This window comes from Psychrobacter sp. Cmf 22.2 (genome assembly GCF_001921745.1).
Taxonomy (GTDB): domain Bacteria; phylum Pseudomonadota; class Gammaproteobacteria; order Pseudomonadales; family Moraxellaceae; genus Psychrobacter.
Genome location: NZ_MRYA01000008.1, coordinates 1 through 13,919, shown reverse-complemented (window position 1 = coordinate 13,919; position 13,919 = coordinate 1). Strand labels below are relative to the sequence as shown.

General features: G+C 43.2%; 14 protein-coding genes. 10 read left to right on the top strand and 4 right to left on the bottom strand.

All coding sequences use genetic code 11. The annotated features are described in order from the left end of the window. Positions 1-213 precede the first annotated feature (213 nt). Together BTV98_RS11845 and groL are read left to right on the top strand one after the other, a co-directional pair. Complete coding sequence (locus tag BTV98_RS11845; protein WP_075103679.1) at positions 214-504, top strand: co-chaperone GroES; 291 nt, start codon at positions 214-216, stop codon at positions 502-504. An 89-nt stretch (positions 505-593) separates the two neighbouring features. Next, positions 594-2,243 (top strand): chaperonin GroEL, encoded by a 1,650-nt coding sequence (gene groL, locus BTV98_RS11840; RefSeq protein WP_058368307.1) that lies wholly within the window; start codon positions 594-596, stop codon positions 2,241-2,243. 268 nt (positions 2,244-2,511) lie between these two features. On the opposite strand, the gene yaaA is transcribed toward groL, so the two are convergent. Next, positions 2,512-3,312: a peroxide stress protein YaaA gene (gene yaaA / locus BTV98_RS11835; RefSeq protein WP_075103678.1), complete on the bottom strand. Its 801-nt coding sequence runs from the start codon at positions 3,310-3,312 to the stop codon at positions 2,512-2,514. 496 nt (positions 3,313-3,808) lie between these two features. On the opposite strand from yaaA, the gene BTV98_RS11830 reads away from it, so the two are divergent. From BTV98_RS11830 to BTV98_RS11805, 6 genes are all read left to right on the top strand, one after another. Next, the gene (locus tag BTV98_RS11830; RefSeq protein WP_075103677.1) at positions 3,809-4,966 is read left to right on the top strand and encodes an NAD(P) transhydrogenase subunit alpha; all 1,158 of its coding nucleotides are present in this window, start codon (positions 3,809-3,811) and stop codon (positions 4,964-4,966) included. 97 nt (positions 4,967-5,063) lie between these two features. Next, a complete protein-coding gene (locus tag BTV98_RS11825) occupies positions 5,064-5,402 on the top strand; it encodes a proton-translocating transhydrogenase family protein (protein WP_218612989.1) in 339 nt (112 codons plus the stop codon). 14 nt (positions 5,403-5,416) lie between these two features. Further along, positions 5,417-6,799: an NAD(P)(+) transhydrogenase (Re/Si-specific) subunit beta gene (locus BTV98_RS11820; RefSeq protein ID WP_178379382.1), complete on the top strand. Its 1,383-nt coding sequence runs from the start codon at positions 5,417-5,419 to the stop codon at positions 6,797-6,799. A gap of 141 nt (positions 6,800-6,940) precedes the next feature. Then, complete coding sequence (locus tag BTV98_RS11815; RefSeq protein ID WP_075103674.1) at positions 6,941-7,477, top strand: acyl-CoA thioesterase; 537 nt, start codon at positions 6,941-6,943, stop codon at positions 7,475-7,477. 101 nt (positions 7,478-7,578) lie between these two features. Then, entirely contained in the window at positions 7,579-7,788 is a 210-nt protein-coding gene (iscX, locus tag BTV98_RS11810; protein WP_021812734.1) for a Fe-S cluster assembly protein IscX, read from the top strand. Between the two features lie 54 nt (positions 7,789-7,842). Further along, the gene (locus BTV98_RS11805) at positions 7,843-8,382 is read left to right on the top strand and encodes a GyrI-like domain-containing protein (protein WP_075103673.1); all 540 of its coding nucleotides are present in this window, start codon (positions 7,843-7,845) and stop codon (positions 8,380-8,382) included. A 67-nt stretch (positions 8,383-8,449) separates the two neighbouring features. Here the strand turns inward: BTV98_RS11805 and BTV98_RS11800 are convergent, their stop codons facing one another. The 3 genes from BTV98_RS11800 to BTV98_RS11790 form a co-directional block, all read right to left on the bottom strand. Continuing rightward, positions 8,450-9,184, bottom strand: a complete 735-nt coding sequence (locus BTV98_RS11800; RefSeq protein WP_075103672.1) for a hypothetical protein — start codon at positions 9,182-9,184, stop codon at positions 8,450-8,452. 33 nt (positions 9,185-9,217) lie between these two features. After that, positions 9,218-10,420 (bottom strand): succinyl-diaminopimelate desuccinylase, encoded by a 1,203-nt coding sequence (gene dapE / locus BTV98_RS11795; protein ID WP_058368311.1) that lies wholly within the window; start codon positions 10,418-10,420, stop codon positions 9,218-9,220. Positions 10,421-10,511: 91 nt separating this feature from the next. Next, positions 10,512-11,279: a 2OG-Fe(II) oxygenase gene (locus BTV98_RS11790; RefSeq protein WP_075103671.1), complete on the bottom strand. Its 768-nt coding sequence runs from the start codon at positions 11,277-11,279 to the stop codon at positions 10,512-10,514. A gap of 130 nt (positions 11,280-11,409) precedes the next feature. On the opposite strand from BTV98_RS11790, the gene BTV98_RS11785 reads away from it, so the two are divergent. Together BTV98_RS11785 and pssA are read left to right on the top strand one after the other, a co-directional pair. Next, positions 11,410-12,294 (top strand): 23S rRNA (adenine(2030)-N(6))-methyltransferase RlmJ, encoded by an 885-nt coding sequence (locus tag BTV98_RS11785; RefSeq protein ID WP_058368313.1) that lies wholly within the window; start codon positions 11,410-11,412, stop codon positions 12,292-12,294. Positions 12,295-12,304: 10 nt separating this feature from the next. After that, the gene (gene pssA, locus BTV98_RS11780) at positions 12,305-13,177 is read left to right on the top strand and encodes a CDP-diacylglycerol--serine O-phosphatidyltransferase (RefSeq protein ID WP_227511704.1); all 873 of its coding nucleotides are present in this window, start codon (positions 12,305-12,307) and stop codon (positions 13,175-13,177) included. The last annotated feature ends 742 nt before the right edge of the window (positions 13,178-13,919 follow it).

Here is a 13,919-nt window from a genome sequence, read left to right as displayed (position 1 = left end):
CCATGAACTTATAAAATTTCTGCTTTCACATTCTTGTAAATTTTTCGAATTTACACTTGAAGCCACCTTCTATTGCCCCCACTTTTTGATACAAGCTCAACGCTTATCTATAAGACGTCACTTTTTGGTCACATTTCTTATAGATACTGGTCTTGAGACCATTCATTCAAATAAACCCTTTAACGTAAACAACCAACTTTTGGAGTCATATCGATGAACATTCGTCCTTTACATGACCGTATCGTCGTCCGCCGTATAGAAGAAGAAACAAAAACTGCTGGTGGTATTTTGTTACCTGGTTCAGCACAAGAAAAACCTTCACAAGGTGAAGTGCTAGCAACTGGTAATGGTCAGGTTCGTGACAACGGCGAAACTCGCGCATTAGATGTAAAAGCTGGCGACAAAGTTTTGTTCGGTCAATATGCTGGTCAAACGGTAAAAGTTGACGGCGAAGAACTACTTATTATGAAAGAGTCTGATGTATTGGGTGTGCTAGAAGGTTAATTCTTTTAGGTAATATTAAGCACTCAGCACATTACTATATCGACTTATTCGTTCGTATTTTTATACTTATAATAATGGAGTAAATTAACATGGCAAAAGATGTAAAATTCGGCATTGATGCTCGTAAGCAAATGATGGACGGTGTTAACGTTCTAGCAAACGCTGTAAAAGTCACGCTAGGCCCTAAAGGTCGCAACGTGGTTATAGACAAGTCATTTGGCGCACCAACCATCACTAAAGATGGTGTTTCGGTTGCCAAAGAGATTGAGCTTGAAAACAAATTCGAAAACATGGGCGCACAGTTGGTTCGTGAAGTCGCGAGCCGCACCAATGATGTCGCTGGGGATGGTACGACGACTGCGACCGTACTTGCTCAGTCAATCTTGCAAGAAGGCATGAAATCTGTCGCTGCTGGCATGAACCCAATGGATCTAAAGCGCGGTATCGACAAAGCGGTACGCGAAGCAGTTAAAGAGATTCACAACCTATCTACGCCAGCTGACGATCACAAGGCTATCGCCCAAGTAGGTTCTATCTCTGCCAACTCAGACACCAAAATCGGTGAGCTGATCTCGCAAGCGATGGAAAAAGTCGGTAAGCAAGGCGTTATCACGGTTGAAGAAGGCTCAAGCTTTGAAGATACCTTAGAAGTGGTCGAAGGTATGCAGTTTGACCGTGGTTATATCAGCCCATACTTTGCTAATAAGCAAGACAGCCTAACTGCTGAATTTGAAAACCCATATATCTTATTGGTTGACAAAAAAATCAGCAACATCCGTGAAATCGTGCCACTACTTGAGCAAGTGATGCAGCAAAGCAAACCATTGCTTATCATCGCTGAAGACGTAGAAAACGAAGCGTTGGCTACCTTGGTTGTAAACAACATGCGCGGCGGCCTAAAAACTTGTGCCGTTAAAGCACCAGGTTTCGGCGATCGTCGTAAAGCCATGCTAGAGGATATCGCAACGCTTACTGGCGGTACAGTCATCTCTGAAGAGATTGGCTTGAGCCTTGAGACAGCAACCCTAGAGCAATTGGGTACTGCTAAAAAGGTCACTGTTGGTAAAGAAAACACCGTGATCGTTGATGGCGCTGGTAACAAAGCCGACATCGATAATCGCGTTGAGTCTATCAACCGTCAAATCGCAGAGTCTACCTCTGACTACGATAAAGAAAAGCTACAAGAGCGTGTGGCCAAACTGGCAGGCGGCGTAGCAGTTATCAAAGTTGGCGCGGCAACTGAAACTGAAATGAAAGAGAAAAAAGACCGCGTTGACGATGCGCTACATGCCACTCGCGCTGCGGTTGAAGAAGGCGTCGTCCCTGGTGGCGGTGTTGCATTAGTACGTGCGATGAATGCCTTGTCTGACTTAACTGGCGACAACGACGATCAAAACGCAGGTATCAATATCTTACGTCGCGCGATGGAAGCACCACTTCGTCAAATCGTGACCAACTCAGGCGAAGAAGCGTCAGTGGTCGTCAACGAAGTGAAAGGCGGTAGCGGTAACTATGGTTATAACGCTGCTAGTGGCGAGTATGGCGATATGCTAGAGATGGGTATCCTTGACCCTGCCAAAGTATCACGCTCAGCGCTAGAGAATGCGGCTTCTGTTGCAGGCTTGATGTTGACTACTGAAGTCATGATTACTGACCTGCCACAAAGTGATGACGGCATGGCTGCGATGGGCGGTGCTGGTGGAATGGGCGGTATGGGTGGAATGGGCGGCATGATGTAATTTTACTTCTGCTACAAAGCGATTTCTCTTTGTCAGACGCGCTCAATGTACAATAGGTACTATTTTCGCTCGTCTTCCTCGACAAATCGCTTTTCGCTAGAAGTATGATTGACGTCATAAAGTCTGTTTGACTATTAAGAGCTCTGTTATCGCAAGATAGCAGGGCTTTTTTAATGAAAGTTTTTATTCCAGTTTCCCAAATAAAACCCCGATAGGCGAGAGCTTATCGGGGTTTTTATATACAGGTTTATTCTATTTTAGCTAATGATTACGCATTTGCCTCATCTCGTCTAAATGTCCATGTCTTATCATCAGACAGCTCATCGACATAATAATATCCCGCTAAGTCAAACTCCTTTAATTGTTCAGCCTTGGTCAGTTTATTATCAGCCGCGTATTTCACCATCAATCCACGGGCTTTTTTGGCATAAAAGCTAATAATCTTATATCGACCGTTTTTTTCATCTTCAAATCGTGGCGTGATAACCTCAGCATTTAATGCCTTCTTTTTTACCGATTTAAAATACTCATTAGACGCTAAGTTAATCAATACTTTGTCTTCACTATCTGCCAGTCGCGCATTGATTACCTTAGTGACTTCCTCGCCCCAAAACTCATATAGGTTATCACCGCGCTCATTTTTTAGCTTGGTGCCCATCTCTAGACGATACGGCTGGATTAAATCCAGCGGCTTTAGCACGCCATAGAGACCTGACAAAATACCCAAATGCTCATTGACGTAGATGGCAGTGTCCTTGTCCATACCATACATATCAAGACCTGTATAAACATCGCCATCAAATAGATAAGCGGCGGGTTTGGCATTCCGATCATCAAACGGCTGATTTTTACTCCAACTCCACTGCTGGTTGCGCGCCGCATTGAGCTGCGCCAGATCATCCGAGATACTCATCAGCGCTTGCAAATCAACCGGCTCCTTTGTCTTTAGTATTTTCATCAGCGCCTGCGCGTGTTCAATCAGCTCAGGCTGGCTATAGTAGTTGCCTAGGTTGACAGGAATGTCGTCTGTCTCATTTAAAGACTTGGCGGGAGAGAGTAAAAAATACATGGCTAATCCTTATTGTGTGAAGTCAATGACCTGTCTATCGTGGTGTCAAGTGCTCTGATTATACCTTATATACAATTTTAACGTGATTTGACGTCATGGTTGGAGGGATCTTGCTGCTTTATCGACAAAAAAGTAAACATTTAAAAAGTGGTTAAGATGACCAGCAGGCTATATTTGACAAGGGGTTAGCTTTCATAGAAAAATAAAAATTTTTAATATAACAATAAAAGTTATCTAGATGGTATAAATAGTTAACTTTTAATTTTACTTGTGGGTCATCATTAGGCAATGAAAGTTATCGGATGATGTCTCTATAATAAAAAGTAATGATGGTGACGTAGTTATCATTTATTAAATTGATAGTATTTAGTAAAAAATTTGAACCAACAACGACCAATTGTTTTTTTTCCTCTGTGCTTGTTAAATGAGCGTCAAGGGTATTAAGGACAGTCATTAAGACGTAAATAAAGTCATTAGACGTGAGTAAGGAGACGGTATGAAAATCGGTGTAATCAGTGCAGATATCGCAAGCGAGAGCCGTGTCGCGCTAACCCCAGACGCGGTCAAAAAACTGCGTAAGCTTGGGTTTGAGGTCGTCATCCAGTCAGGTGCAGGGCAGGCAGCCTACTATGCTGATGAGCTGTATCAAGCTGCGGGTGCCGACATTGCCAGCAGCAGCACCGAGGTGATTGCCCAGTCTCAAATTATTACCACAGTCAATGACTTACCTTCTATAACTACTGACAGCTTAAAATCTGGTCAGATTGTCATTGGTATGCTCGATCCTTATCGTAATACTCAGCTGGATGTTTATGCTGCTAAAGGCGTTACGGCCTTTGCAATGGAGCTATTGCCACGCACCTTATCACGCGCCCAAAATATGGATGTCTTGTCATCACAAGCTAACCTTGCCGGTTATAAAGCTGTATTGCTAGCCGCCAATGAGTATTCACGTCCGTTTCCGATGTTTATGACCTCAGCGGGGACAGTCAAGCCCGCCAAAGTTGTGATCTTGGGCGTCGGCGTTGCAGGGTTACAAGCGATTGCGACGGCCAAGCGCTTAGGGGCAGTCGTTGAAGCCAGTGATCTACGTCCGACCGCTCGTGAGCAAGTAGAGTCACTCGGTGGTAAATGGCTGGATGTACCAATGAGTGCAGAGGAAGCTGAGACAGCTAAGTCCACAGGTGGTTATGCATGGACACCTTCAGAGCAGTATATCAAAGACCAAGCCGCAGTCGTCGACAAAGCCTTAAGTAATGCCGATATCGTCATTACCACTGCGCAAATTCCGGGTCGTCAAGCACCGCGCTTGGTACATCAAGCAACACTTGCCAAAATGAAAGCCGGCTCAGTGCTGATTGATATGGCTGCTGGAACAGGGGGCAACGTCGAAGGCAGTTTGCCAGATGAAACCATTACCACTGCCAATGGCGTACGTATCGTTGGCGCGGCCAATATCCCGTCGATGCTAGCAGCGCAGTCATCAGACTTGTATGCCAATAACCTTGTCAACTTTATCACCACCTTAATTGCACCAGCTGCTACAGATGACGCGTCAGCAAACAAACTGGCACTGAACTTAGATATGGAAGATGAGATTCAGGGTGCACTGGCAATGACCCACGACAACCAAGTGCGCTTGGCCAAACGCTAGCCCTTGCTGGTCGCCATACATTTGCCAGACACGAATAAATTTTTAGGAGGATAAGATGATTGCCACCATTTTAGCGGCAGCGCCTGCCGGTGCAGCCATGAGTAGCACACCATTTGTCGCGATTTTCACTGTATTTGTACTCGCTATCTTTGTTGGATATTACGTCGTTTGGGGCGTGACCCCAGCGCTACATACGCCATTGATGGCGGTGACCAACGCCTTATCGAGTATCGTGATCGTTGGTGCGATGCTACAGACCGTCCATATCGACGGCTCGATGTTTACGCCAACCAGTTTGCTTGGTGCTTTTGCCGTATTTTTAGCCAGTATTAATATCTTTGGTGGTTTTGCCGTGACTGAGCGTATGCTCGCGATGTTTAAACCTAAAGCAAAAAAAGCGCCAGTGGTAACATCTGAAAATGGAGGCGATGCATGAATGATTTTTCAACAATGATTGCGGCAAATGCAGATTGGTTCTATCTAATCGGTGCCATTCTTTTCGTTTTAACCCTTCGAGGTTTATCTAGCCCAAAGACGGCCATTCGCGGTAACCGCTTTGGTATGGCAGCGATGGCCATTGCTGTTGTGACGACGTTCTTCTTAGCGGAAGGCCCAGTGCTGTGGTTGATTATCGGTGCGATGATATTGGGTGCACTCGTCGGCATGTGGAAAGCAAAAACAGTCGCGATGACGCAAATGCCAGAAACGGTTGCTTTGATGCACTCATTTGTCGGTTTGGCAGCAGTCGCGATTGCTTTAGCAACAGTACTGCATACTGAGCAGCAACATGGCGCGGTTGCCCGTGCAGAGTTATTCATCGGTTGTTTCATCGGTGCGATTACCTTTTCAGCGTCGGTCTTTGCTTTTGGTAAGCTTGCGGCAAAAAGCTGGGCAAAAACAGTCACTGGTGGCTGGGTAAAACCTGTCCAAGCCTTGCTATTTATGGCGATGATCGGGTTTGGTGGGGTGTATTTTGTCACGGATTCCTTGCCCGCGTTTTATGCGATGGCAGTGATTGCAGTGATCTTTGGCTGGATGTGGATTGCACCTATCGGTGGCGGTGACATGCCAGTGGTTGTGTCGCTACTGAACTCATTTTCAGGTTGGGCGGCAGCAGGTATTGGTTTTACCCTTGGCAACTCGATGCTGATTATCGCAGGCTCGCTTGTTGGCTCATCGGGTGCAATTCTATCTTACATTATGTGTAAGGCGATGAATCGCTCATTAATCAACGTCTTATTTGGCGGTATAGGCACTGCAGCAGTAGCAAGTGGCGCTGATGACGGCGCACCAAAGAACTACAAGTCAGGCTCAGCAGAAGATGCAGGATTCCTCATGTCCAATGCCAGTAACGTTGTGATTGTACCCGGTTATGGTATGGCGCAAGGTCGTGCACAGAATGCGGTCAAAGAGTTATACGAGCTATTGAAAGAAGAAGGCGTCAATGTTCGCTTTGCTATTCATCCAGTGGCAGGTCGTATGCCAGGACACATGAACGTACTATTGGCGGAAGCGGATGTGCCTTATGACGATATCCTAGAGATGGATGAAATTAACTCCGACTTTGCCAGTACCGATGTGGTCTTGGTCATTGGTGCTAACGACGTGGTAAACCCATCAGCAAAAGAAGACCCATCTTCGCCTATCTTTGGTATGCCAATTTTGGAAGTAACCAAAGCGCAAACGGTCATGGTCATCAAGCGTTCAATGAGCACCGGTTATGCAGGTCTTGATAACAGTCTCTTCTATATGGATAAAACCATGATGATCTTTGGTGATGCTAAGAAAATGGTCGAAGAGATGGTACGTAGTATTAACGGCGCAGGTCATTAACCTCTAAAATCGTTTTTTAAACATAATTATTAAATATAGTTTGTAAATAAAAAAGTCACTGAGGTGGCTTTTTTGCGTTAAGGTAGACAATATTTATATTCAATTGCTATTTATACAAAATAAGAGTTAAGAGAATCAATTATGAACATGTTGATACGTTTTTTTATTATGGCCAGTTTGCTAAAACAGCAACTCAAAAAGCAGTCAGTCAGCGAGCGTCTTAGTGTGGAGATATTGACAGCCCCAATTGTCCGTCATTATAGAGTATTACCGCATGACATGGGCTTTCGCGATCATCTGCCAAATTATCGCTATTTATCCTTTATTGAGCTAAATATCACCCGTTGGCTAATGATTTGTGTTCATCAAAAAGCTATCAAGCCCTTAAATTGGGTTATCGCTATGCAAGAGATGGTCTACCTAAAAGAGATTAAATTCTTAGATAAGATGACAGTGAGTAGCGTGCTTGTCGGCTGGGATAAAAAGTATATTTACTTTGAAACTCGCTTCTTTGTAAAAAGTCAGCTAATGGGCGTTGGTATGACTAAGTTTTTACTAAAAGATAAACACGGCAATAAGTGTACGCCTGAGGTGTTAGATATGGCGGATGAGCAATTGGGCGAGGTGATTACCAGTTGGAATAAGCATCAAGTGGCAGTTAAGTCTGAGAGTCGTTAAAGCCAAGCCTATCTATACAGTAGATGCTGAAGTTTGTTAGGATAGGGCTTATAGCTTGCATAAAGATTAATCCTACTCATCAATAATAAAGAGGCACAATTATGACCCCACAAAAACTAAAATGGACCGACAGCTTAGATATCGCCATCGAGCTATATGAAAAATTTCCAGAGACTGACCCGCAGTACATACGCTTTACTGATTTGCATCGCTGGGTGACTGAGCTTGAAGGCTTTGATGATGATCCACAAAAGTCAAACGAAGGTATCTTGGAAGCGATTCAGATGAATTGGATAGATGAAGCAGATTAAACATTTCTTTATGTGACATGCTTTTATGATCTTTTTCATTCATTAGGAAACAATATGACTTCACAAGTAACAGAGTTAGCTGATGCAATCGTTTGCAAAGGTATTAGCACTCGCACCACGAATAACGCAGAAATCAGCCATGACACCGCCAAACTTGGCCGGCTATGGCAAAATTTTTATCAAAACCATATGGAGCATCTCTCTGAAGGTGAGGATATATACGGCGTTTATCGTAACTATGAGAGCGAAGATTTGATCGGCGCTTTTGATGTGGTGGCCAGTTGGAAAGTAAAAAGCGAGCCAGTAGAAGGGCAGGATAGTGACGAAGACAGCAACGTTCTTAGTGCTGACAATATCCTTAGCTCAGCTCATGCCAGCGATGTCGTAACAGCCATTATTCCTGCTGGCAAATATATGGTGTTTACTGAAAAAGGTAGAATGCCAAATACGGTCATGAATGCGTGGGAGCGCGCTTGGGAATATTTTCATAACCCAGATTGCGCGCATACGCGTACTTTTGATGTGGATTTCGAGCACTATATCGGTGGCAATTTAGAGTATGGGCAAGTAGATCTCTATATTGGTATTGAGTAGATTATTTAAATATAAAGGTGGATTAGCTAAATTGTAATCCACCAATCTAATAATTTTATAAATAAATTTAGAACATCAACCTGCCCGTTTGTCTAACTTCTACATTCACACCTGTTAACTGTTTTAATTCACTTTCTATTTGTGTATGGTGCGTAGTCGTTAGAGGTTTCTGAAAATAAGTATCGATAACAATTTTAAACCCCATAGGCGTAAAGCCTATACCTTGCATCTCGCCACCGTACTTTTTGATGATTTTATCAATTTTTTCTATATCTTCTGCGCTATCATAAACATCTAGCATAGCTGCTCGACTTCTATCCGCTATTGGTAATATCTCGATAAGTAGGCTAAAGCCACGCAATTCGCCTTCTTTAATGACATATTCGTAACTGTCAGCGACTACATTTTGTCGCGTGACGATAAAGTATTTCGGCATGCCATCGGCATTACCATAAATGTCAACATAGCTATCACCAAGTTGTGCTTTTACTTGATTCACAAACTGTTGTACCTCTGTTGAACCATATACCATTTCATGACGATAAATATCGGCAACAGGTCTATTAACGGCATCTGCTAACCTAAAAATATGGTCTGGGTAGTCAACATCTCGTGGTGTATTGTCGATAGAAACATCAGATTTAGTATCAATTTTTGTCCAATCAATATAAATCTTTTTTTGCCCAACTACCGTACCTGTAGGTTCAGATTTTACTGGTTCGTATGATGTGGCGTTACAGCCGTTTAATAGTGTAATCATGACAACAGTAAAGGATAGCGTCATAGGGTTAAATTGTATCATTACAACATATCCTCAAATATTTAATAAAAACTTTCAACCCAACAACAACTCCTCCAATATCCCCTCATAAATCTGCGCCAATCTTCCCAAATCATCCACCTCAACCTTTTCATCAACCTGATGAATCGTGGCATTGCGTACGCCAAGCTCAACGACTTGTGCACCCGTTGGCGCGATAAAGCGTCCGTCAGAGGTACCGCCTGAAGTCGATAAAGTTGCCTGCGTACCCGTTACCGACTTAATGGCTTGCTGGCAGGCAGAGACGAGTTTACCTTCAGGGGTCAAAAACGGCTGACCAGATAATTTCCAATGAATATCATAACTGGCCTTGCTATCAGCAAAATGCTTATCAAAGATAGCATGGGTTTTTGCTTTTAGTTCATCTTCAGTCGTTTCTGTTGAAAAGCGGAAATTAAAGATAACTTCAAGCGTTTCAGGGATGACATTGGTTGCGCCCGTGCCACTATTAATATTTGAGATTTGTAGAGAGGTGGCGGGGAAGTAATCGTTACCAGCATCCCATGTCGTAGCCGTTAATTCAGCCAAAGCTGAGGTCGCGGCATGAATAGGATTAGACGCAAGGTGTGGATAGGCGACGTGACCTTGCTTGCCGGTGACAGTAAGCACGGCACCCAACGAGCCGCGGCGTCCGTTCTTGATAATATCGCCTAATGTATCAGTACTTGATGGCTCACCAACGAGACAATAGGTAATTTTTTCATTACGTGCTTCTAGAGTTTCTATGACCTTAACGGTGCCATTGATAGAGGGGCCTTCCTCATCTGAGGTAATTAAAAAGGCGATAGAGCCATTATGCTCAGGATGGTTGGCAACGAAACGCTCAGCAGCGATAGTAAAAGCGGCTATTCCGGTTTTCATATCAGCGGCACCACGCGCCCAGAGATAGCCATTTTCGATGGTTGGGGTAAATGGCGGATAGGTCCAGTTTTTCTCGTCGCCCGTCGGTACGACATCGGTATGACCAGCAAAACATATCACAGGGTCGGCTGTACCACGGCGTGCCCAAAGGTTTTTGACTTCCGCGTGCTCGCCAGTCTTATCTCTATCGCCAAAATACATAAACTCGCAATCAAAGCCAGCTTGTGATAAACGCTCTGACAATATGTCTTGGCAGCCATCATCATCTGGAGTGACCGAAGGACGCTCAAGAAGTGCAATGCTTAAGTCTAAGGTTTGTTGCTGGTGGGTTTTTGGTTGATGGGTAGAGTCAGACATGAATGAACCTTTTTATTACAAATTAAGATGATAAGTTTTTAAGAGTAGCAGCCAAAATAGAAACAGTCGCTTTTTTACTTGCTAATAGGTTTTAAATATTGTCTCTAACAAAAGGTATTAGACCATCTCGGCGCATCCACGTCGCGATAGAGTAACGTTGTCGATGGGCGACTTGCACTTGATGCTGCAAGTCACTGTCAAATATGACCAGTCGGTTGGCGACAGGCATTATATTATGATGGACATCATGTTTATCAATGATTTCTAATGCGCCGCCATCGCTGGCTGCCCATTCATCATTGAGATAAAACACCGCCGAGATAACGCGCTCATCACGACCAGCGGGATTGTCGCTGTGCCACTGATAGCCAAAGCCCACTGGATAGCAGGCGTAATGTGCTTCACTATGGCGAATACCAGCGAACAAACTACGATTGAAAAGCACGCCAAGCGCATTGATGCTTTGCAAATAAAAATAGCCGGCAAAGAAATTCTCAGTAATCCAGCGGATGCGATCACCGCGTATATCACTGATACGCATACCCGCAGTCAGCTCTGCATCACGATACTCGATAAAACCACTTTCCGCCTGCAAGGCTAATAATGCTGTATGCTCAAATACGCCATCAATAACTATCCAACCATCATCCACGAACTTATCGAGCTGCGTATCGGTCAGCTTATCGTCCCAGCGCACATCAAAATCTGACATTTGCAGCACGTGTTGAGTTGGCGACTTGTCGCTCTTCTGGTTGCTCGCCATATCAGTGGACGGCGCAAGTAATGGCGGATTATCAGGACCTATCGGATACTTGACCACCAGATCAGTCACATCTAGGTTGCTAATAATATTCGTCATTTCACCTCGTTATTGTCAATTAGCTGGCATTCAAAACCCTTTTATTAAAAGCGCTTACCAAAACCACATTATCTTTTATGCTTCCTATGCTACCATAGATGCAATTTTTCTTATTTAAACTTTTGAGATTATGAACTATAAACACGCCTACCATGCTGGTAACTTTGCTGATGTGGTGAAACACATTTTATTGGTACAACTGCTTAATCAGTTGAGCCAAAAAAACAAACCTTTTTATGCGCTCGATGCTTACGGTGGTCGCGGTCTGTACTCACTAAGTAGTGAAGAAGCGCGCAAAACTGGAGAAGCTGAAGGCGGCATCAAAGCGTTGTTAAAGCTTGATGATGCTGAAATGACACAAGCACCAGCAGCTGTCAAAGACTATATGGAAGGCATCAAGCAAGCCAAATCTACTTATGATAATAAAGTCTACCCTGGTTCGCCATGGTGGATTGCTCATCATATTGAAAAAAACCCAGATACGGGCGTTCGTGGGGAAGCCTTTGAAGCTAAAGCTAGTGAATACGATGCGCTTAATTATCAATTGCATAAGCTGCCAATCGGTATTCATCATCGTGATGCATTTGAGGGCATTACTGCTGTTGTACCACCAAAAGAAAAACGCGGTCTAATTTTTCTGGACCCTCCTTACGAGCAAGAACACAAGGACTTTACGCGCCTTATCAATCTATTGGTTGCTGCTTATAACAAATGGCCACAAGGCACTTATGCATTATGGTTCCCAATCAAAAACATCGAAGCGGTAGAGCTGTTTTACAAAAAGCTTAAGCGTACTGAAATGAGACGCCAACTGGTCTGTGAGCTAAATATTTATCCAAACGATGTTGCTGTCGGCCTCAATGGGACGGGGCTACTGGTTATTAATCCGCCATGGCAGTTTGACAATCATGCACGCGAGATATTACGGTTTTTACAGCCTGCTTTAAAAGTAGCTGATGCGCCAAACTTAACGCCTGATAGTGCAACCAATGTACGCTGGCTAGTTGGCGAATAAGGATACCATTATGACGACCGAGCAGCCACCTCACAATAGCCTAAACGACAGCGCAGCGACTCAGCCGCCTTTTATTGATGAACATGAATTCAATGTTCGCTTAGCGGATAATGATAATTACGATGGCTTAACTTTTGAGGTGATTGAGACAGAAGTTGCAGAAGGTAAGCCTGTGGTCAGCCGCGGTGTCTATTTAGCGCCCAATCTGATCACCACATTGTCACTGTTATCTGGTTTTTATTCGATTTTAGCCAGTACCCAAGGTGAATTTTACAAAGCATCCTTAGCAATCTTTTTATCGGCCATTCTTGATGGGGCTGATGGCCGAGTCGCACGTATGCTTAATGCACAAAGCCCCTTTGGCGAGCAGTACGACTCGCTCGCCGATATGCTCGCCTTTGGTATTGCCCCAGCTATCTTAATTTATAGCTTTGCCTTGGAGCCTTTAGGACGCTTTGGTCTAGGTTGTGCTTTTGTCTTTACTGCCTGTGGTGCCTTTCGTTTGGCACGGTTTAACGTACAGATTGGCGAAGTCGATAAGAAGTACTTTGTTGGTTTAGCAAGTCCGCTTGCCGCTATACTAGTAACCTCTGCTGTTATGGTTGCTGTCGATCATAATGAATGGGTTGGACAATATGATGCTGCTATTATGTTCTTGTTTGCCGCGTGGGTGGTCATCTGTGGCCTGCTGATGGTCAGTAATATCAAATACTATAGCTTTAAAGAGTTTGACAAAAAGAAAGTCCCATTTGTAGTTCTTATTGTTGGTGTATTGGTTATGAGCATCGTGCTATATGATATACCAGTTGGTATTTTAGCGATTGGTATTATATATGCGTTGTCAGGTATCATTACTACGATTAGGGCAAAAGCCAGCAGTTAAAACAGTTAACTTTCTCATAATAAAAGGGGTTTACCAAAAGGTAGACTCCTTCTTTGTTCATAGCAGTATAACGGTAAATATAAATAGTGAGTCATAACAATTGGTTAAAAGAATATAATGAGTGTAATAAGCTAAATATAAAGAAATTATTAATTATTTTTTAGATCCCCCTTGACCCCCAACTTAAAGCGCGTATAATGCCACCCAGTCGAAAGGGAAGGGTATTTACAAGTAGAACACTACTGACTAAAAACCGAGCCTGACAAATTAGTTTAAAACATCTTAAATTAATTCTTGACTTACCAAATAAAGCGTCTATAATACGCACCTCATTAAGGGATAGGACGAGATAAAGACTAACAAACTTAGTCAAATCAACTTCTTAACTTGTTGAAACAAATTAGATAAAAAGCTTGACAAACCTATTCATTGTGATATGATAGTCGGCTCGCTAAATAGGATAAACCATATAGGTTTAGCACTATTTAGTCTTACTCGATAGAGTAAGTAACCTAATACTGGACGACAGTATAGGGCATTATTTAAAAGCAAAACTAAAGAACAACTTGTGTGGATTTTTGCTAAGATCGAATGCTAAAAATAAAGTTGCATATCTTTTCTTTTGGGAAAGATATTTAACTATAAAAATTATCATTTAATCAGCAAAAAAAACTCAAAGTTAATTCATTACGAACATATACGAAGAGCGTAATTGCCAGATTAGATGAGTCAAGATTAGAAG

What these genes read in the sequence shown, in the direction of transcription:
- BTV98_RS11800 (WP_075103672.1), bottom strand. Translation starts at nt 9,184, where the DNA reads ATGATACAATTTAACCCTATGACGCTATCCTTTACTGTTGTCATGATT.
- BTV98_RS11815 (WP_075103674.1), top strand. Translation starts at nt 6,941, where the DNA reads ATGAACATGTTGATACGTTTTTTTATTATGGCCAGTTTGCTAAAACAG.
- BTV98_RS11845 (WP_075103679.1), top strand. Translation starts at nt 214, where the DNA reads ATGAACATTCGTCCTTTACATGACCGTATCGTCGTCCGCCGTATAGAA.
- yaaA (WP_075103678.1), bottom strand. Translation starts at nt 3,312, where the DNA reads ATGTATTTTTTACTCTCTCCCGCCAAGTCTTTAAATGAGACAGACGAC.
- dapE (WP_058368311.1), bottom strand. Translation starts at nt 10,420, where the DNA reads ATGTCTGACTCTACCCATCAACCAAAAACCCACCAGCAACAAACCTTA.
- pssA (WP_227511704.1), top strand. Translation starts at nt 12,305, where the DNA reads ATGACGACCGAGCAGCCACCTCACAATAGCCTAAACGACAGCGCAGCG.
- BTV98_RS11785 (WP_058368313.1), top strand. Translation starts at nt 11,410, where the DNA reads ATGAACTATAAACACGCCTACCATGCTGGTAACTTTGCTGATGTGGTG.
- BTV98_RS11820 (WP_178379382.1), top strand. Translation starts at nt 5,417, where the DNA reads ATGATTGCGGCAAATGCAGATTGGTTCTATCTAATCGGTGCCATTCTT.
- BTV98_RS11790 (WP_075103671.1), bottom strand. Translation starts at nt 11,279, where the DNA reads ATGACGAATATTATTAGCAACCTAGATGTGACTGATCTGGTGGTCAAG.
- groL (WP_058368307.1), top strand. Translation starts at nt 594, where the DNA reads ATGGCAAAAGATGTAAAATTCGGCATTGATGCTCGTAAGCAAATGATG.
- iscX (WP_021812734.1), top strand. Translation starts at nt 7,579, where the DNA reads ATGACCCCACAAAAACTAAAATGGACCGACAGCTTAGATATCGCCATC.
- BTV98_RS11805 (WP_075103673.1), top strand. Translation starts at nt 7,843, where the DNA reads ATGACTTCACAAGTAACAGAGTTAGCTGATGCAATCGTTTGCAAAGGT.
- BTV98_RS11830 (WP_075103677.1), top strand. Translation starts at nt 3,809, where the DNA reads ATGAAAATCGGTGTAATCAGTGCAGATATCGCAAGCGAGAGCCGTGTC.
- BTV98_RS11825 (WP_218612989.1), top strand. Translation starts at nt 5,064, where the DNA reads ATGAGTAGCACACCATTTGTCGCGATTTTCACTGTATTTGTACTCGCT.